The organism is Streptomyces sp. NPDC111802, from assembly GCF_055634335.1.
Genome location: NZ_JBVKCZ010000014.1, coordinates 167831 through 186164 on the forward strand (window position 1 = coordinate 167831; position 18334 = coordinate 186164).

Here is an 18334-nt window from a genome sequence, read left to right on the forward strand (position 1 = left end):
TCACCGCTCCTTGACCAGTGCCGCGTACGCGCCGCCGCGCGCCACCAGCTCCTCGTGCCGCCCGCGTTCCACGATCGTGCCGTGCTGGAGTACGACGATCTCGTCGCTGTCGCGCACGGTGCTGAGCCGGTGCGCGATCACCACACAGGCACAGCCGCGCTTGCGCAGATTGTCCATCACGACCAGCTCGGTCTCGGCGTCCAGCGCGCTCGTCACCTCGTCGAGGACGAGGATGCTGGGGCGACGTACCAACGCCCGGGCGATCTCCAGGCGTTGGCGCTGTCCTCCGGAGAAGTTGCGGCCGTCCTGCTCGACCTTGCTCTGGATACCGCCGGGGCGGCGCATGACCACGTCGTACAGCGCCGCGTCGCGCAGCGCGTCCACCACCGCGTCGTCCGGGATCGACGGGTCCCACAGCGCCACGTTGTCGCGGACGGTGCCCTCGAAGAGGAACACCTCCTGGTCGACGAAGGAGACGGAGGCCGCGAGGGCGCCGCGCGGGATGTCCTCGATGCGCTGGTCGTCGATGCGGATGACGCCCTCCCAGGGGGCGTACAACCCCGAGATCAGCCGGGAGACCGTCGACTTGCCGCTGCCGGAGCCGCCGACCAGGGCCACCTGCTGGCCGGGTCCCACCGTCAGGTCGAAGCCCGTCAGCAGTGGCTTGTCGAGCGGGCTGTAGCCGAAGGTGATGTTCTGGAGCTCGACGTGGCCGTGCAGCCGGCGCGTCGACTCGCCGGTGCCGGGACGGCCGTAGAGCGGGTCCGCCTCGAAGTTCTCCACGTCCTTCAGACGGGCCACGTCGGCGGCGAAGTCCTGGATGCGGCCCGCGACGCCGTTCAGGCGGGTGATCGGGGCGGTGAAGCGGGTGACCAGGGCCTGGAAGGCGACCAGCAGGCCGACCGATATACCGCCCTCGACCGCGCGCATGCCGCCGATCCAGAGGATGAGCGCGCTGTTGAGCGTGGCGAGCGTCGGCGCGACCACGCCCAGCCAGGCGCTCGGCACGCCGAGGCGCTGCTGCTCCTCCAGTGTGGTGGCGTGCTGTCCGGCCCACTTGCGGAAGTAGCCGTCCTCGCCGCCGGTCGCCTTCATCGTCTCGATCAGCTGGAGGCCGGTGTAGGCGGTGTTGGTCAGCCGGGCGCTGTCCGCGCGCAGCTTGGCCGTGCGGGTGGCGCGCAGCCGGATGACGACGCGCATGGCGACGACGTTCAGCAGGGCGACGCCGATGCCGACGAAGGTGAGCTGGGGGTCGTAGGTGTAGAGGAGGATCGCGTAGAGGACGACGACCACCGCGTCCACGCCCGCCGCCGCGAGGTCGCGGGCCAGGGTCTCGGACACCGCGTCGTTCGACTGGAGGCGCTGCACCAGGTCGGCCGGGCTGCGCTGGGAGAAGAACGTCACCGGCAGCCGCAGCAGATGCCGTAGGAAGCGGGCGCTGGAGAGGGTGGAGGAGATGATGCGGCCGCGCAGCAGGTTCGCCTGTTGCAGCCAGGTCAGCACGACCGTGAGCGCGACGCAGGTCCCCATCGAGGCGAACAGCACACCCAGCAGGGAGGTCTCGCCGCCGATGAGGAACATGTCGATGTAGGTGCGGCTCAGGGCGGGGACCGCCGCGCCGACCAGGACCAGGAGCAGGCTCGCCAGGACGGCGGCGGGCATCGTGCCGGCGGTGCCGCGCAGACGGGCCGGCATCGCGCCGAGCACGCCCGGCTTGCGCCCGCCCCTGGAGAAGTCCGCGCCGGGCTCCATCACCAGGACGACGCCGGTGAAGCTGCCGTCGAAGTCCTCCATGGGCACGAAACGGCGGCCCTTTGCGGGGTCGTTGATGTAGACGCCCCGGCGGCCGAAGCGACGGCCCATGCCGTCGTAGACGACGTAGTGGTTGAACTCCCAGAACAGGACGGCCGGCGTCTTCACCTCGGCGAGGGCGGCCGTGTCCATCTGCATGCCCTTGGCCGTCAGACCGTAGCTGCGGGCGGCCTTCAGCAGGTTGCTGGCGCGCGAGCCGTCGCGGGAGACGCCGCACGCTATGCGCAGTTCCTCCAGCGGGACATGGCGTCCGTAGTGGCCGAGCACCATCGCGAGGGAGGCGGCGCCGCATTCCACGGCCTCCATCTGGAGCACGGTGGGCGTGCGGACGGTCTTCGACTTCCCCTTGGGAACGGGGCGCTTCGGCGGGGCGGCGCGGCGCCGGCTGCGGGTCTGCTGTGCGGCGCTCACGGCAGCAGCCAATCGACGGGACGCTGGTCGGCCAGCCGGATCGAGGCGTCGGCCGTGGTCATGGAGGTGAGGGAGAACGGCGGTCCGTCGGCGGACGACCACTTGTAGCCGCTCTCGGTGCTCGACTTCTTGTCCAGCCGCACCAGCACGGCCACCGGCCTGCCGTCCTTGGTGAACTGCTCGCCGAGCTGGTTGTCACCGAGGAACGCGGCGATTTGCTGTGCCGACTGCGCGGAGCGGTCCACCGACTTCACATGGCCGCGCAGCACGCCGTACTCCTGGGTGGGCACCGACTGCACGGTGAGGTCCACGGCGGCGTCGTCGGGTATGGAGGCCGCGTTCTCGGCGGGGACGTACACCGTGGCGTACAACGGGTCCTTGGCGTGGGCGACCTTCTCGACCGCGGCGACGTTCGCGCCGGTGGCGATGATCTGCCCGATGGTGGCGGCGAGCGCGGTGACCCGGCCGGCGGCGACCGTGCGGACGACCGTCTCGCCCTTGGCGGTACGGACCTTCAGCACGGGCGAGTCGGCCGGCAACTGCTGGCCCTGCTTGGCGAGGACCGCGGTGACCTGGCCGGCGACCGGACTCTGGAGGATGTAGCTGCCCTGGCCGTGCGTGAGGATGGCGGGCGCGCCGACGGTGGAGGCGACCGAACCGGTCACCGCCCACACGGAGGCGGCGGCCATGACGACCACCGTCACGGAGAGGACCAGCCACCCCTGCGGGCGGGCGAAGCGCACCGGAAGGTCGAGCTCCTCCGGTGACTGGAGCTTGGCGAGGGCCTGTTGGCGGAACTGCACGGAACTTTCCCTCACCTGAGGATGAGTGGAGACCGGCGCGCGTGGGCCGGTCGTGCTGCGGGGCGGTGCCTGCTTGTTTTGCGGCACCCGAAGAGTCCCGGAACCGGGAAACGGCTCCGGGACTCAGCGGTTGCAAAAGGTGCGATCAGAGACCGGCGACCAGGCCCGAGACCGGGGCGGTGTTCAGGCCGGTGACACCCTCCACGGTGCCGACGACCGTGTCGACCAGGCCGGAAACCGGGGCGATGCCGTTGACAGCGTCGAGGGCACCGTTCACGGCGTTGACCTGCAGGCCGCCGGAGACGTTGTCGAGCTCGGCGTCGGAGATCTCGACGGTCGCAACCTGGGGGGTGGAGTTCATGATGGAACTTCCCTTCCTAATGGATATTCACAAGGGGGAGCGGCCCCCTCTGGGGACAGATGACGGCCGCGACCGCGGGCGCCCGGCGCCCGTTTCCGGGAACCGTTCGTGGCCCCTGCGGTGCGATGGATCAAAGCACGCTGCGGGTACGGGCTTCCAATCAAACATCGGCCTCACCAGGGCATTTCGGCCCCAGCGGCCTCGTTCCGTGCAGACGTGCGCACGTCTCGTCGGCGACTTCTTCACATGCGTCACAGCATCGGCTCGGAAGGGTTGTTGCATCGGCTCGGGAGTACCCGGGCCATAGCTGTGGCGAATGCGACACTCCCGTCCCAATGACGTAACCGGCGGTAGCGGCATGTGCAGAACTCAGGTCCCCGGTGACTTCGTTGAGTATTGAATGTGCGGATTCGTTGAAGCCCTGATTCCGCTACGGGTTCACAACCGATCGTTACCGACCGGTAGCGGATCGTGTCAGCCCAGAAGCGCATACACAGTGCTCGCGCGGGCCGCGATTTCTCCCGAACTCCCGTCGGTCATCGCGATGTCGGCGAACGCCATACGGCGGCCCAGCTTGGTCACGACCGCTTCGATCAGGACATCCGAACCGATCACCGCGCGCTGGAACGAGGTCGACTGCTGCACCGTCGTCATCGGCCCGTACGAACCGCGCGCTGCGGACACGGCGATCACGGTGGCGGTGTCGGCGGCGGCCATCAGCGCCTGCCCCGACAGCGCGCCGCCCTCCCGCGCCAGCTCATCCGACCAGGGCAGTCGCAGAATCGCGCGGTGATCCTCCACCGCCTCGACGGACAGGCCAAGGCGGAGGACCCAGGGGGCGAAGTTGGCGGAGAGGATCTTGTCGGCTTCGGCGGTGGTCATCGTCATATGGGGGATTGTTCCCGCCGTCGGCGGTCAGGACGAGTTCCTTGGCCGGATAGGTGTCCCGAGTCGCTTGAGCGCAAACGGAATTGAACGCCCCACCCGGCTCCTGCGTACCCATGGCCAACCAGGCGCCCCGAACAGCTGCCGCAGAGACGGCGGCACAGACCCCGTCCCCCAGGAGGTCGAGAAGTTTGAGTCACAAGCGAATGCCGAAGCGCAAGGTCGCGATAGCCGCGGGCAGCGTGGTGGCGCTCGGAGCGGCCGCGATCCTGTTGCCCAACGCCAACGCGTCCCAGGACGACACGTCGGACGCCGCCGCCCCCAAGACCCTCAAGGCGGCGGCAGCCTCGGATCTCGCCTCGCAGCTCGCGGGAATGCTCGGCGACGCCTTCGCCGGTTCGTACTACGACGCCGAGAGCCAGCAGCTCGTCGTCAACGTCGTCCCCGGCGACAACAACAACGTGGTCGTCCAGGCGAAGAAGGCCGGCGCGAAGGTCCGCGAGGTCGAGAACAGCATCGACGAGCTCAAGTCCGGCGCGCAGACCCTGAAGTCCGAGGCGACCATCCCCGGCACGGCGTGGGCGGTCGACCCCAGAACGAACAAGATCCTCGTCACCGCCGACAGCACCGTCACCGGCGACAACTGGGACCAGCTGGAGTCGACGGTCGAGAGCCTCGGCTCGGACATGGCCACCATCAAGAAGTCGGCCGGCACCTTCAAGACGTTCCTCTCCGGCGGCGACGCCATCTTCGCCGGCGGCGCGCGCTGCTCCGCGGGCTTCAACGTCACCGCGGGCGACGGCACCCCCGCTTTCCTGACCGCGGGTCACTGCGGGGTCGCGGCCGAGCAGTGGTCGGACGCCGAGGGCGGTCAGCCGATCGCCACCGTCGACCAGGCCACCTTCCCCGGTGACGGCGACTTCGCGCTGGTCAAGTACGACGACCCGGCGACCGAGGCGCCCAGCGAGGTGAACCTCGGCGACCAGACCGTCGCCATCAGCCAGGCCGCGGATGCCGAGGTCGGCCTCCAGGTCTTCCGGATGGGCAGCACCACCGGTCTGAACGACGGTCAGGTCCTCGGCCTCGACGCCACCGTGAACTACCCGGAGGGCACGGTCACCGGGCTCATCCAGACCGACGTGTGTGCCGAGCCCGGCGACAGCGGCGGCTCCCTGTTCACCCAGGACGGTCTGGCGATCGGACTGACCTCCGGCGGCAGCGGTGACTGCACCGCAGGCGGCGAGACCTTCTTCCAGCCGGTGACCACCGCCCTGGAGGCGGTCGGCGCGACCCTCGGCGGAGACGCCGCGGGCGGCGGCGCGGGCGCCGGCGACGAGGCAGGTGCCGGTGACGAAGCGGGCGCGGGCGATGAGGCCGGCGCGGGTGAAGAGGCCGGCGCGGGTCAGGAAGCCGGTGCAGGTGAAGAGGTCGGCAACGGCAACGCCGACGGCACGGGCAACGGCCTCGGCGAGATCGTCGGCAACGGCGTCGGGAACTGACACCCCGGTAGCCGACACCCGCACTCCGGCACACGGATCCAAGTGATCCGGCCGGGAAGGAAGGAACGTGGTCCGGCCCTCCGGCGGGAGGGCCGGACCGCTCCGTTTCCGGGGGGCCGTCGGACATGCGAGGGGTGCACACACGTCGGCCATGTGCCCGCCCAACCCCCGTCAACCACCCGCCCGCAGCAACAACAGCGCCACGTCGTCGATCCGCTCCCGCACCGACCCGCTGTACTCCACGAGCAGGTCGGCCAGCTCGTCCAACGGCAGCTCCCCGGCCTCCGTCAGCACCCGCCCGAGGTCGGCGAGCGCGTCCTCGATGTCCAGGCCGGGGGACTCGATCAGCCCGTCGGTGTAGAGGACGAGCACACACCCGGGCGTGAGGTCGAACTCCGTCGTCGGATAGGTCGGCGAGCCGTCGATGCCCAGCAGCGGGCCACCGGCGAGATCGAGCACCCGCACCCGACCGTCCGGCCGCCTCAGCAGCGGCGGCGGATGCCCGGCACGGGCCATCACCGCCCGCCCGCGCTCCGGGTCGATGCGCAGATACAGACAGCTGGCGAACAGGTCGGAGCCCAGTTCGATCAGCAGCCGGTTGGTGCTGCGCATGACCTCCTCCGGCGAGTGCCCCACGGTCGTGTACGCCCGTACGGCGGTGCGGATCTGGCCCATCAGCCCGGCCGCGGTGACGTTGTGGCCCTGCACGTCGCCGATCACCGCCGCCGTCAGTCCCTCGTCCGTCGGCATCAGGTCGTAGAAGTCGCCGCCGATCTCCATGCCCTGAGTGGCGGGCAGATAGCGGGCCGCCGCCTCGATGCCGGGCAGCACCGGCAGGGTGTGGGGGAGCAGGGCGGCCTGGAGGCCGTGCGCCAGCTGGTGCTTGGCGTCGTAGAGCTGGGCGCGCTCCAGCGCCTGCGCGATGAGCCCGCCCAGACTGGTCAGGACCGCGCGCTCGTCCGCCGGGAAGGGGTGCGGCTCGGCATAGGCGAGCACACATGTGCCGACCGGCCGGCCGGAGGCGATGAGCGGCAGATACGCCCAGGCCGCGAAGCCGTCGGGGGTCGAGTGCCGAATCGGATACAGGCGCTCCAGCTGCTGCTGGGAATCGAAGAACGCGGGCACGCCGGTGCTCAGGGCATGGGCGCCCGGGGTCCGTTCCGCCAGCGGCAGCCCGTCGAACCGTTCGACGACATGCGGGTCGTGGTAGCCGCGATGGCCGAGCACATGCAGGCGTCCCGACCGCGAACCCAGCACGACGAGCGCCTGACTGCCGACGGCCGGGACGATCTCGTCCGCGACGAGCTGCACCACGTCCTGCACGCTCGCGGCCTCCGTGAGCGCCCCGGCCAGGCTCAGCACCTGCGAGATCGTCACCAGCCGGCTCGGCGCGTCGCCGGGCCCCGGTCCCTGGCGGCCCATCTCGGCCACCGCGCGTGCCCTGCTGATGCGCACGCTCAGTCCGGTCGTGCTCGGATACATGCGGAAGGACAGCCAGTCGCCGGGCGGGCGCAGCGCAACGAACGACGTGGTCTGCTGGCTGAGCAGCGCGGCCCGGTAACGGTCCTCGTAGACGGGGTCGTTGAGCCAGGGCACCGCCGCCCACAGCTGGTTGCCGAGCAGCCGGGCGACGGGTACGCCGATCAGCTCGGCCGCCGCGGCGTTGGCGAAGCTGATCCGGCCGTGCAGATCGAGCGAGCACAGTCCGTACGGCAGCCGCGACACCATGCGCGCCGCCTCCACCGTGCCGAACAGGCCGGACGTGCCCCCGAACGCCGGCCCGGCGAGCAGGTCGGGCTCCGGCAGGGGCGGACGGCTCTTGTCGAAGGCGCGCTCCAGCCGCATCGCGAGCCGCCTGCAGGCAGCGGTCAGATGCTCCCGGTCCCGGTCCGACAGCTCCGGAGGATGCGACCCGGGCCAGGTCACGAAGATCGCGCCGTAGGCGGTGGTCTCGGTGGCCACGGGCAGCGCGGCGAGCGCGAAGGGATACGGCAGCACGACCGCGATCCGCGGATACCGGGTCGCCATGTCCTCCTCGCCCCCGATCCAGACGAGCCGCCGCTCCCGCACCGCGTCGGCGACAGGGATCGGCGCGCTCAGCCCCACCCGCTCCCACGGCGCCGCGAACGCCCGGGGCAGCCCCGCCATCACCGCCATCTCCAGCACGGGCTCGTCGGCCGCGAGCAGGTACACGGCACCGGAGTGCGCGTGCACCTCCTCCATCATCGAGGCCAGCGCAAGCGACAGCAGCGGCCGGCCGACCCGCGTCTTCGCGGCCGCCGGCGCCTGAATGGACGTCTGCCCGTCGGACACGCCGACCACCTCCTCCGCGGAGCCGCGCGACGGGTCCCTGGGCTCAAATCTCCCTCCTCCGGGCTCGCCGCGCACGGCGAGCGGCCTGTGGACCGACCGAGGGGGCCGGGAGCCTCGCGTCGCGCCCGGGAGAGGGCCCGCCATACCCCTCGACCGACTGCCCATGCCCCCACAGTCGATGCGCGGCACGGCGTACGGGCGCCTGGCGTGCGCCCCCGCGCACCCTGATGGCCGGATCTTCGCGCCCGCAGGCTGTCATGAACGCCAACAATGGGGCACGCGCTCAACACCATGAAAGCGATGAACGCGGCGAACGGCGGGCTGGAGGGGGCAGCAGTGATCCGTGTCCTGGTGGTGCACGACACGTGTCTGGTGCGATCGGTGCTTGCGGAGTGGCTGCGCAGAGAACCCGACCTGGGGGTTTATGACGCGCCCTGGCGCAGCGCGCTCGCCCGGGTGCGATCGGTGCGCCCGGACGTGTGCGCGGCGGACCTGGACTGCTCGGACGCGTACGGCATCCCGCCGCTCGGCGAGCTGCGGGTGCGGGACGCGGGCATGCCCTCGCCGCACCTTGTCGTGCTTGCGAGCGCGAAGCGTCCGGGGCTGCTGAAGCGTGCCCTGGAGGCCGGGGCGCTCGGCTATGTCGACAAGGAGGGCTCGCCGGACCGACTGGTGCGCGCGATCCGCCGGGTGGCGGAGGGGGAACGTTTCGTCGACGACTCTCTGGGCTTCGGTTTCCTCAAGGCGGCCGAGATGCCGCTGACCCGACGCGAGCTCAGCGTGTTATCCCTCGCCGCGGAGGGGGCGTCCATCGCGGAGATCGCGGGGAACCTGCACCTGTCCCACGGGACCGTGCGCAACTACATGGCGGCCATCACCCGCAAGACCGGGGCCCGCAACCGCATCGACGCCATCCGGATCTCGCAGGGCGAGGGCTGGCTGTGACCGTTCGCGCGGTACGGGGGTCCAGGCGCCGACGAGTTCGCGGTAGCGCGCCGAGCACCGGACGAGCTCGTCGTGCGTGCCGTACGCCGTGTCCCGGCCGTCCATCATCAGCACCCGGTCGGCGCGGCGGGCCGAGCTGATGCGGTGGGCGACGACGACCAGGGTGCCGCCGGTGCGGGCCGCGAACGCGCGCTCGGCGCGTTCCTCCGCCCGCGCGTCGAGGTGGCAGGTCGCCTCGTCGAGCAGCGCGAGCGGAGCGTGCGCCAGGTAGGCCCGGGTCAGCGCGATCAACTGGCGCTCGCCCGCGGACAGCGCCGCGGGATCCACCAGGCCCTCAAGCCCGCCCAGCGTCTTGAGCAGCGGCACCAGCCCGACCGCCTCGGCGGCCGCGAGCAGCTCCGCCTCGGGGACGGGGTCCGGCCGCAGGTGGGCCAGGTTCTCGGCGAGGCTGCCGGTGAACACGTACGCCTCCTGCGGAATGAGCACACGCCGCGCGACGGCCTCCGGCCCCGGAACCGCTTCTCCGCAGACCCGGATCGTGCCGCGCCGGGGTCGCAGCAGACCGGCGACCAGTGCCGTCAGGGTGGACTTCCCGATGCCGCTCGGCCCGACGACGGCCAGGTGTGAGCCGGGCGGGAGGGTGAGGTCGAGATTGTCGATCACAGGAACCGAGGTCGGACCGTAGGCGAAGGTCACGGAGGAGAGAGTGAGGGCCGGGGGGTCGGTGGGGCGCGGACGATTCGTGGGTGGCCGTGGGGAGGGGACAGGCCGGGGGAGTGGTTCGGGGGTCTTGGCCGCCATGGATTCGACGCTCGGGTCGTTCACCGTGGGCTCGACGCTCGGGTCGGTCGGTGTCTCGGTTCGGGGCCGGCGGGGGGCGCCGATCGGTCCGGGCGCCTGGTGCGGGTCCGGCTCGTTGCCCGCGCCGCCCCCGCGCGGCCCCTGTAGGCCGTCCGGCGCGTCGGATGCACGAGCCCGGCTTCGCCCGCCCTGAGCGCCGGAACCGCGCCGGTCGTTACGACGCCCCGACCCGCCCCCTGGCGCCTCATCCGGCGCCAGCCGCCGCAGCACCACCGCCAGCCGTGAGCCGCTCGTGCCCAGGCCGTGGACCAGGTTGTGCAGGGCGGGGAGCAGGGACTGGGTGACATAGGACAGGGCGCCGATCAGGGCACCGGTGGTGACGTCCTGCCGCAGCAGCCAGGGCGCGGTCGCGAGCAGCAGCACGATCGGGAGGTGTCCGCCCAGCGCGAGGGCGGTCACGCGGACCACGCCGAAGCGGGCGAGGGAGCGGGCGGCCAGCAGTTCGGCGTGGACCAGGTTCTCGACGTCGGCGGACATCCGCTCCTCCGCTCCCGCCGCCGTGATGTCCCGCAGTCCCGGGCAGACGGTGCCGAGTCGGTCGGCCAGGGCCTCGTCGGCGACGAGGAACGCCTCCTGCCGGCGGGCCAGGGGACGCAGCGTCGCCGCGAACAGGCCCACTCCCGCGGCCAGCGGCGGCAGGACGACGAGCAGCAGCAGCGGGGCGAGCGAGAACAGGCCCACCAGCGCGCCCACCGCGGTGAACACGAACGACCGGGACACCATCACCAGCCCCGCGAAGGTGTCCCGCGCGATCTCCACCTGCTGGGTGAGCCCGGACAGCGACCCACGGTCCGCCTCGCGCACCCCGCGCCCCACGACCCGCCGCACGAGCCGGTCCCTCAGCGGTTCGACCAGCGCCGCGACGGCCGCGTACACACGAGCCGTGCCGTACGCGCCGACTACGACCCCGAGCCCGGCGACACCCAGCCAGCCGAGCCCGGTCCCCGTGCGGCCCTGAAGGAACCCGTCGTCCAGGGCGCGGGCCGGGGCGTAACCGATGAGGAAGCTCTGCCCCGTCTCCAGCACGGACAAGAGACCGAGCCGTACGAGAACCCGCCGACGGGCTCGCAGGAAACGGAGCCCGCGCGATTGGAGCCCGCCGGTCATGGACACGCTCCCTCGGTCGCCGGTTCCGCTCCGGTGAACGCCTCCCGGTACGCCGTGATCCCCCACAGCTCCTCGTGCCGTCCCACCGCTCGCACCTGCCCGCCGTCCAGCCAGGCCACCGTGTCGGCCCGGGCCGCCGTGGCCGCCCGGTGGGCGATCAGGAGTCGGGTGGCCGACGAGCCGCCGCCCGCCAGGGCCTCGGTGATGCGGGCCTCCGTCACCGTGTCGAGGCTGGACAGGGCGTCGTCGAGGATCAGCAGCCGGCCGCCGTGGGCGAACGCGCGGGCGAGACCGAGGCGTTGGGACTCGCCGCCGGAGCGCGGGGCGTCGGCCAGGGCGGTGGCGTAGCCGTTCGGCAGGTGGCCCACGAAGTCCTCGGTGCGGGCGGTGCGGGCGGCCTGCCGGATGAGCGTGGGTGAGGGGGAGGGCAGAGAGAGGCCGATCGCGTCCTCGATGGTGTCGCCGAGCAGGACGGGGCGTTCGAAGGCGTAGGCGATGGCCCGGCGCAGGTCGTCACGGGTCAGTTCGCTCAGGGGCACTCCGTCGAGCAGGACCTCGCCGCCGTCCGGGTCGGCCAGCCGCCCGGCGAGCGCGGCGAGCAGCGACTTGCCCGTGCCGGAGCGGCCGACCAGGGCGAGGGTGGTCCCGCCGGGTACGACGAGGTCCACCCCGTCCAGCACGGTGTGGCCCCCGCGCCGGGCGGTCACCCCGCGCAGCTCCAGCCGGCCGGGGCCGGGCGGCAGTCGGCGCCCGCCATGGCCGGGGGCGGGCTCGGTGACGACCTCGCCGAGGCGTCCGGCCGCCGCCCGGGCCCGGGCCACGCCCGCGAGCTGGGCGACGAGCATGCCTACGCCGGTCGCCAGCACCGCGTAGCGGGAGGCGGCGAGCACCTCGCCGACGGTCAGCCGGTGCCGGGCGAGCAGGACGCCGGCGACGGCGACCACGCAGAGCTGGAGGAGCGGTGCCACGGCGACCGCCCGGGCGGCGGCCCGGCCCTGCACCTGCCACATGCGGTGCCCCGCGCGGGAGAGTTCGGGCAGCGGCCGCAGGATCCGTGCCGTCTCCCGGTCCGCCGTACCCGCCGCCGCGATGGTGCGGTGACCGTCGACGGCCTCGGCGAGGGCCGCGGCGATCCGCCCCTGTTCCCGCTGGTACCGCGTCACACAGTGGGACGTGTCGCGGGCGAAGGCCCGCAGCAGAAGGGCCAGCACCGGCGCTCCGGCGAGGAACACGGCAGCGAGCCACGGGTCGATCAGGGCGAGGGCGACGATGCCCCCGAGCGGTCCGGCGAGCGCGGCGACCAGCGCGGCACGGGCGGCGGGCGCGGTGCCCGCCTGCGCGGCGTTGCCGACGAGGCGCGCCACGAGGTCGCCGGCCCCGAAGCGGGCGGTGGCCCGTGGGCCCACGGCCAGGACGTGTCGGGCAAGGTGTCCGCGCAGCCACGCGGTGGTGCGGGCGTCCACGGTGCCGACCAGGACGCTCTGGCACGCGTCGAGCAGGGCGAGCGACAGCACCAGTGCGGCGCAGCACAGCACCCAGGCCGTGGCGGGGGTCCGCGCCAGCAGGAGGTCGAGTGTCCGGCCGAGCGCCAGGGGCAGCAGCAGTCCGGCGCCGGTCGCGGCCGTGCTGACCAGGCACAGGGCCGCCGTACGGGCCGCGCTGTGCCGGGTGGCCGAGCGCAGCAGCGCCCGGGACGCATCGTCGGCAGGAGTCGTCATACGGCTGCGGCCTCGCTCCCCGGTCCGGGCAAGGGCCCCGGACGGCCCCTCCCGTGAGGGAGGGGGACCGCCCGGGGCCGCGGCTGCACGATGTGCGTCAGAGACAGAGCGTGATGCTGGCCTGGCTGGCGCAGAGCAGCAGGCTGGCCACGCTGCCGCCGCCGGTGTACTCCTCGGTCTCCATCGTCTGCAGGTCGAGCAGTGCCATGTCGTGTCCTCTTCTCTTGTGGGGACGGGGTTGTGTCACGACTCCGTCAGGTGGCGGAGCCGCGTTCCGGGTGCCGCTGTGGCGGCGGGAGGAAGGGCAGGTGGGCCGGGGCCGCGCCCGCGGTGTCGGCGCCGAGCGCCGCCTGGAGGGCGAGCAGGCACCCGGCCGTTCCGGTGCCCAGGTCCATGGAGAGCCGCATCATCTGGTGTCCGGGGAAGGCCAGTTGGCCCTGGTAGGACATCGCGTACCAGCCGAGCCCGGCGATCTGGGCGGCCAGCCGGTCGGCGCCGGCGCCCGGCGCGGTGGTGCGGCTGAGGTGGAGGATCATCCCGGCGCGTCCTTGGAAGAGGCCGGGCTGTGCGTAGAAGCGGGAGGTGGCGGCCGTGATGATGCCGGTGCGGGCGCTCTCCAGCGCGCCGGTCCCGTCGGCGGCGCGGTCCGGCTCGGACGCCTCGGCGTAGGCCCGCTCCAGCGCGTCGGCCCCGTCGTCCGCGCAGGCAAGATAGTCGTCCAGGACCATCCCGACGCCCACGCTGCCGTCGCCCAGATACGGCATGGTCCGCCAGCCCTCGTCGACCTCAAGCGAGCCGCCCTTCTGCACGACGCAGCACGCCAGGTCCCGGCGCAGTGCCTCGCCGGCCGCCGCCAGCAGCCGACGGTCGCCGGTCCGTTCGTAGCGCCGCAGCAGGAAGAGGGCCGGACCGCTCGCTCCCCGCATCAGCCCGGCGCGCGGCCGGGGCCCCTCCGGGGCCGGTTCGGAGAGACGCCGTACGAGGATCTCCGCGGCCTCCGCCGCCCGCTCGCGCAGCTCCGGCTCGCCCGTCGTGTGCGCCAGTCCGTCCAGGACCAGCCCCAGCCCGGCCAGCCCGCCGCGCAGGTCGGAGGAAAGGCGCTGCCACCTCTCGCGCAGGACCGTGTCGATCAGGTCCAGGGCCCGCTGCCGGTGGCCGAGCAGGTCGAGGACATGGGCCACGCCCGCGAGCCCGTCGTACAGACCCAGCGGGGTGCCGACCGGTGGCGGGTCGGTGCGGTCGAGCAGCCAGCGCTCGCCCTCGTCGTAGCGTTCGGCGCCCGTCGCGGCCAGGGCGTAGAGCACACCGGCCGCGCCATGGGCCAGACCCAGCCCGCCGCCGTCGGAGAACTGGGCGACGTCGCCGGGAAAGAGCCGGTCCTCGCGCTCCGGCGTGGCCGAGGCGAGCAGCGCCTTGACCATCGAGTCGCGGCTGTAGGGCCAGTCGCCGGGCTCCACGAACGACGCGGCGAGCGAACGGGCCGTAGACGGCGGCGGCGCTGCGGCGGCGTCCCGTCCGGCGTCGGGCACGTCCCGGGTGATCTCGGCGACCGCCTCGTCCAGGAACCGCCGCGGCACGTCCGGGAACTGGCCCGCGATCACCTCCGCCAGATGCGCCGCCTTGTCGCGGTCGACCACGAACAGGGTGGTGACCGGCAGGAACATCGCCAGTCTCAGACAGGCCAGCGCATAGCGGTCGACGTCCACGCCCCTGCGGTCGGGCGGGGCCAGGAAGCCGGGGTGGGCGACGACCTGGCGGCCCTGCTCGGCGACCGGGGCCGCCGCCTCGAAGTCGAGCAGGGAAACCGACTGCTCGTCGGGGGCGACCATGATGTTGAAGACATGCAGGTCGTTGAAGACGATCCCGCGCGCGTGCACGGCCTCCACGGCACGCTCGACCGCGCCGTGGATGCGCAGCGCCCAGGCCGTGTAGTCGGCGACGGCGCTCGGATCGGGGTCCGGGCCGATGAGGGGATGCCGTTCCGCGAAGAAGGAGTTGAGGGTGCGCCCCGCCACGAAGTCCATGACCAGGAAGCGGTGGTCGCCCAGCAGGAACCAGTCCCGCACCTCGGGCACCACCCCGGTGCCCGCCAGTTGCTCCAGCGCGTACTTCTCCCGCTCCAGCCGGGCCACGGCGTCCGCGCCGTCCGCCGCGAGGCCCGCGTGCGGCCGGCCCTCCTTCAGAACGACTCTGCGTCCGTCCCGGGTGTCGGTGCCCGAGTACACCCCGCCGCCGTTGGAGAAGTGCAGCGCCTTCTCGATGCGGTACGGCAGCTCGCCGACGGTCGTGGTGTTGCGGGCCGCCAGATGCGGCTCAAGGAAGGACGGCAGCGTCACCCACTCCGGCACCTGGAAGGACGGCGCCCGCCGGTCCGGCACCAGCCGCCCCTCGCCGTCCCGCACCGCCGGCACCAGCGAACCGCGCTCGTCGACGACGAAGAGCCGCGCGAAGGCGCCGTAGCGGACGTACAACGGGCCCTCGCCCCAGCGCAGGTCGGTGAGGACGTATGGCCCCTCGAAGCCCTCCAGCAGCCGTCCCAGCTCGCGCAGCACCGTGTGGAGCTGCTCCTCGTCGGCCGGGTAGACGGTGACGAACTTGCCGCTGGAGTCCCGGCCCGCGTACTTGGCGTTGCGCAGGTGCAGCAGGTGCCGGCCGGGCACGAACTTGAAGGCGACGGCCCGTGGAAGGCAGTAGTCCCACACGATCCGCGCGATCTTCTCCGCGTTCGTCAGGGTCGCCGAGACGTGGATCTTCCAGCCCTGGTCCCGATCGGGCAGCGCGGTGCCGTCCGGGCCGAGCGGCGCCAGTGTCAGCCAGTCGCCGATCCGCGCCGCCCGCCAGCCCTCCGGGACCTCGCGGCGTGCCGTCTCGAACAGGGGTGCGGTCCCCGGTCCGTCCACGGACAGCCGGTCGGGCGTCTCGTAGAAGTGCCTGTCGGCGAGCGCGTACACCTCGTAGCGCTTGTCCATGCCTCGCGTCCCCCTCTCCGCCGGTGCGGCACCGAGCCTTCCAGCGGGCCGACGGCCACGGACAGTCACTGCTGTCACGAGATCACCGTGCGGAACGCATGCGTAAAGTCTTGTTCGGCGCCTTTCGAGCACCGGCCCCCGGAACACTCCACGGAACGCTCACAGGGGCTGCGCAGGTGCCTCATTTGGCGCTGTAATGGCGGACGTGGTCAGTGAGGGCGCCGCGGGACGCAGGACGAGGAGTTCGCGCGTCGAGGGAGCCCTGAAGGCGCTTACCGTCGACCCGGCCTCGCCCGAGCGGCTGCGGCGGGTCCTCGAACTGGCGCTGGTCTTCGGCGGGGCGGCCTTCGTCGGCGTGTACACGCCGAGTGAGGACGGTGAGCTGCTCTGCCTGGCCGAGTCGGTCGGCGTGCCCCGCACCCTCTACGGCCTGCGTGACGCCTACACCCTGGCCGGGCGGTCCCCGATCGCCGACGCCCACCGCACCGGCCGTCCCCTCTGGCTCGGCCCACGGCAGCTCGCGGACCGCGCGGAGTCACGGCGGGCGCCCTCGTGGGACTTCTTCCTGGCCGCCCTGCCCGTCCACGGCGACGGCGGCTGCCTGCTCGCGGCGAGCGAGCGGCCCGGCGGCTTCGACACCGAGAACCGCGAGTCACTGGAGTTCATCGCCGCGGCCGTCGCCCTGCCTCTCCCGCGCGCGGCCGTCGAAGGGGGCGAGCTGCCGGTCGACGCCTTCAGCCTGGCCATGGACACCGGCCGCGTCGAGGTCGGCGAGGAGATCCTGGGACTGTTCGGCCTCGGCCCGCAGGAGTTCGACGGCAAGGTCGAGACCCTGCTCGGTCTGACCGTCCCCGAGGACCTGCCGTCGCTGATGTCGGTCGTCGAGGCCGACCACATGTCCATCGGCGACCGCGAACTGGAGTTCCGCGTCCTGCAGTCCGCCGGGCCGCCCAAGTGGCTCAGACTGCGCGGCCGCCTCGTGCCCGGCGGTGAGGGCAGGCCGGCCCGCCTCGTCGGCACCGTCGCCGACGCCTCCACACTGCGTCCCGAGGTCACCGACGTGACCCGGGTCCAGCGGCTCGCCGCCGCCCTCGCCACCGCCGGTACCGTCCGCGACGTCAGCCACGCCGTCGTCACCGCCCTGCGCATGCCGCTGCGCGCCGACCGCATCGCGCTCGCCCTGCTGGAGCACGACCGGCTCGTCGTCACCGTCCTCGATCCGCCCGAACCCGAGTCCTGGCCGGAGCTGTGGCGCCTGGAGTGGCGTAGCGAATGGCCGGACGCGCCCGTGCGGGCGATGCCCACGCTCGCCGCCGCCCTGCGCGAGGGACGTGCCCGGATCTGGCCCGCCGGCACCACGCTGGAACCCGCCCTCGCCGACGTCGGCCCCGGCGGCCTCGCCGTCCTGCCGCTGCCCGCCGGGGGCCGGATCGCCGGCGCCTGTCTGATCGGCTGGGACGCCCCGCACGAGTTCGGCGCCGACGAACGCGCCCTGCTCACCGCCTCCGCGGGCCTCGCCGGCCAGGCGTTGCTGCGCGCCCACGCCTTCGACGCCGAGCACGAACTCGTCGGCATGCTCCAGCGCCAACTGCTGCCGCGCCGGCTGCCCCGGCTGCCCGGTGCGAAGGCGGTCGCCCGCTATCTGCCGACCACGGCCGGCCTGGAGGTCGGCGGCGACTGGTACGACGTGATCCCGCTGCCCGACAACCATGTGGCGCTCGTCATCGGCGACGTCCAGGGCCACAGCGCGGCCGCCGCCACCCTCATGGGCCAGATGCGCACCGCGCTGCGCGCCTACGCCGCCGAGGGGCACCCGCCCGACGTGGTGGTCGACCACACCAACCGCCTCCTCATGGACATGGAGACCGACCTCTTCGCCACCTGCGCCTACGTCGACGTCGACCTGGAGGAGGGCTCCGCCTGGTGCGTACGCGCCGGCCACCTGCCGCCGATTCTGCGTCGGCCGGACGGCAGCACGGAGATCGCCGAGGCCGAGGGCGGACCGCCGCTCGGCGTGCTGCGGCAGGCCGGCTTCCCGATGAGCCCGCTGCGGCTGGCGCCCGGCACCGTGGTCGCCCTCACCACCGACGGCCTCGTCGAGTCCGCCGACGCCGACATCGACACCGGCATGGACCGGCTCGCCCGTGAGCTCGCCCGCTCCGACCCCGCCCACCTCGGCCTCGTCGCCGACGCCCTGCTGGTCGGGGCGCGCCGCAGCGACGACATCGCCCTGCTCCTGATGCGCTACGACGGCATGGCCGTACGTCCGCTGCGGGAGAGCTGGACGGTCTGGCGCGTCCCGGAGGCCGTCGGCCACGCCCGCCGCTTCACCCGCCGCACCCTGCGCGCCTGGGGCGTACCGCCGCAGGACCGGGACACCGTCCTGCTCGTCGTCTCCGAACTCGTCACCAACGCCCTTGTGCACACCGATGGCCGCGTCCGTCTCGACCTCACCCTGCTCAGCCAACGGATGCGCGTCGCGGTCGCGGACGCCTCGCCCCGCACGCCCGTCAGGCCGGCCAGCGTGAGCTGGGAGGCCACCGGCGGGCGCGGAATCCTCCTGGTCGAGGCCATGTCGGTGGCATGGGGAACCGTGCCGGTCAGTGGCGGAAAACAGGTGTGGAGCGAGATCGCGGTGGGCGACTGAGGG

General features: G+C 72.9%; 11 protein-coding genes and 1 pseudogene. 3 read left to right on the forward strand and 9 right to left on the reverse strand.

From position 1 onward, the window contains the following. The 4 genes from ACZ7NC_RS18120 to ACZ7NC_RS18135 all read right to left on the reverse strand — a co-directional run bounded on the left by ACZ7NC_RS18120 (nt 1) and on the right by ACZ7NC_RS18135 (nt 4275). Complete coding sequence (locus ACZ7NC_RS18120; RefSeq protein WP_471489347.1) at nt 1-2223, reverse strand: NHLP family bacteriocin export ABC transporter peptidase/permease/ATPase subunit; 2223 nt, start codon at nt 2221-2223, stop codon at nt 1-3. After that, complete coding sequence (locus ACZ7NC_RS18125; RefSeq protein WP_471489349.1) at nt 2220-3026, reverse strand: biotin/lipoyl-containing protein; 807 nt, start codon at nt 3024-3026, stop codon at nt 2220-2222. Before ACZ7NC_RS18125 ends, ACZ7NC_RS18120 begins: the two co-directional genes overlap by 4 nt. A gap of 145 nt (nt 3027-3171) precedes the next feature. Then, a complete protein-coding gene (locus tag ACZ7NC_RS18130; RefSeq protein WP_030052098.1) occupies nt 3172-3387 on the reverse strand; it encodes a hypothetical protein in 216 nt (71 codons plus the stop codon). Nucleotides 3388-3861: 474 nt separating this feature from the next. Beyond that, on the reverse strand, nt 3862-4275 hold the full coding sequence (locus tag ACZ7NC_RS18135) for a PaaI family thioesterase (protein ID WP_471489351.1): 414 nt from the start codon (nt 4273-4275) through the stop codon (nt 3862-3864). A gap of 188 nt (nt 4276-4463) precedes the next feature. Between ACZ7NC_RS18135 and ACZ7NC_RS18140 the strand changes: the two genes are divergently transcribed. Then, nucleotides 4464-5771, forward strand: coding sequence for a S1 family peptidase (locus ACZ7NC_RS18140; protein WP_471489353.1), 1308 nt, complete (start codon nt 4464-4466; stop codon nt 5769-5771). 171 nt (nt 5772-5942) lie between these two features. Here ACZ7NC_RS18140 and ACZ7NC_RS18145 read toward each other — a convergent pair whose 3' ends face one another. Then, nucleotides 5943-8093, reverse strand: coding sequence for a SpoIIE family protein phosphatase (locus tag ACZ7NC_RS18145; protein WP_471489355.1), 2151 nt, complete (start codon nt 8091-8093; stop codon nt 5943-5945). Nucleotides 8094-8384: 291 nt separating this feature from the next. Here ACZ7NC_RS18145 and ACZ7NC_RS18150 point away from each other — a divergent pair. After that, nucleotides 8385-8945 (forward strand): annotated as a pseudogene (locus ACZ7NC_RS18150) (response regulator); the annotation flags it as partial. On the opposite strand, the gene ACZ7NC_RS18155 reads toward ACZ7NC_RS18150, so the two are convergent. From ACZ7NC_RS18155 to lanKC, 4 genes are all read right to left on the reverse strand, one after another. After that, entirely contained in the window at nt 8868-10997 is a 2130-nt protein-coding gene (locus ACZ7NC_RS18155; protein ID WP_471489357.1) for an ATP-binding cassette domain-containing protein, read from the reverse strand. The pseudogene ACZ7NC_RS18150 and the gene ACZ7NC_RS18155 sit on opposite strands and share 78 nt — an antisense overlap. Further along, nucleotides 10994-12715: an ABC transporter transmembrane domain-containing protein gene (locus ACZ7NC_RS18160; protein WP_471489359.1), complete on the reverse strand. Its 1722-nt coding sequence runs from the start codon at nt 12713-12715 to the stop codon at nt 10994-10996. The genes ACZ7NC_RS18155 and ACZ7NC_RS18160 overlap by 4 nt, the downstream gene beginning before the upstream one ends. A 97-nt stretch (nt 12716-12812) precedes the next feature. After that, nucleotides 12813-12923, reverse strand: a complete 111-nt coding sequence (locus ACZ7NC_RS18165; protein WP_048578973.1) for a SapB/AmfS family lanthipeptide — start codon at nt 12921-12923, stop codon at nt 12813-12815. 46 nt (nt 12924-12969) lie between these two features. After that, nucleotides 12970-15684 (reverse strand): class III lanthionine synthetase LanKC, encoded by a 2715-nt coding sequence (gene lanKC / locus ACZ7NC_RS18170; RefSeq protein WP_471489362.1) that lies wholly within the window; start codon nt 15682-15684, stop codon nt 12970-12972. A 196-nt stretch (nt 15685-15880) separates the two neighbouring features. On the opposite strand from lanKC, the gene ACZ7NC_RS18175 reads away from it, so the two are divergent. After that, on the forward strand, nt 15881-18331 hold the full coding sequence (locus ACZ7NC_RS18175; protein ID WP_471489364.1) for a SpoIIE family protein phosphatase: 2451 nt from the start codon (nt 15881-15883) through the stop codon (nt 18329-18331). Nucleotides 18332-18334: the final 3 nt, after the last annotated feature.

What these genes read in the sequence shown, in the direction of transcription:
- ACZ7NC_RS18130 (WP_030052098.1), bottom strand. Translation starts at nt 3,387, where the DNA reads ATGAACTCCACCCCCCAGGTTGCGACCGTCGAGATCTCCGACGCCGAG.
- ACZ7NC_RS18135 (WP_471489351.1), bottom strand. Translation starts at nt 4,275, where the DNA reads ATGACGATGACCACCGCCGAAGCCGACAAGATCCTCTCCGCCAACTTC.
- ACZ7NC_RS18155 (WP_471489357.1), bottom strand. Translation starts at nt 10,997, where the DNA reads ATGACCGGCGGGCTCCAATCGCGCGGGCTCCGTTTCCTGCGAGCCCGT.
- ACZ7NC_RS18160 (WP_471489359.1), bottom strand. Translation starts at nt 12,715, where the DNA reads ATGACGACTCCTGCCGACGATGCGTCCCGGGCGCTGCTGCGCTCGGCC.
- ACZ7NC_RS18165 (WP_048578973.1), bottom strand. Translation starts at nt 12,923, where the DNA reads ATGGCACTGCTCGACCTGCAGACGATGGAGACCGAGGAGTACACCGGC.
- lanKC (WP_471489362.1), bottom strand. Translation starts at nt 15,684, where the DNA reads ATGGACAAGCGCTACGAGGTGTACGCGCTCGCCGACAGGCACTTCTAC.
- ACZ7NC_RS18175 (WP_471489364.1), top strand. Translation starts at nt 15,881, where the DNA reads ATGGCGGACGTGGTCAGTGAGGGCGCCGCGGGACGCAGGACGAGGAGT.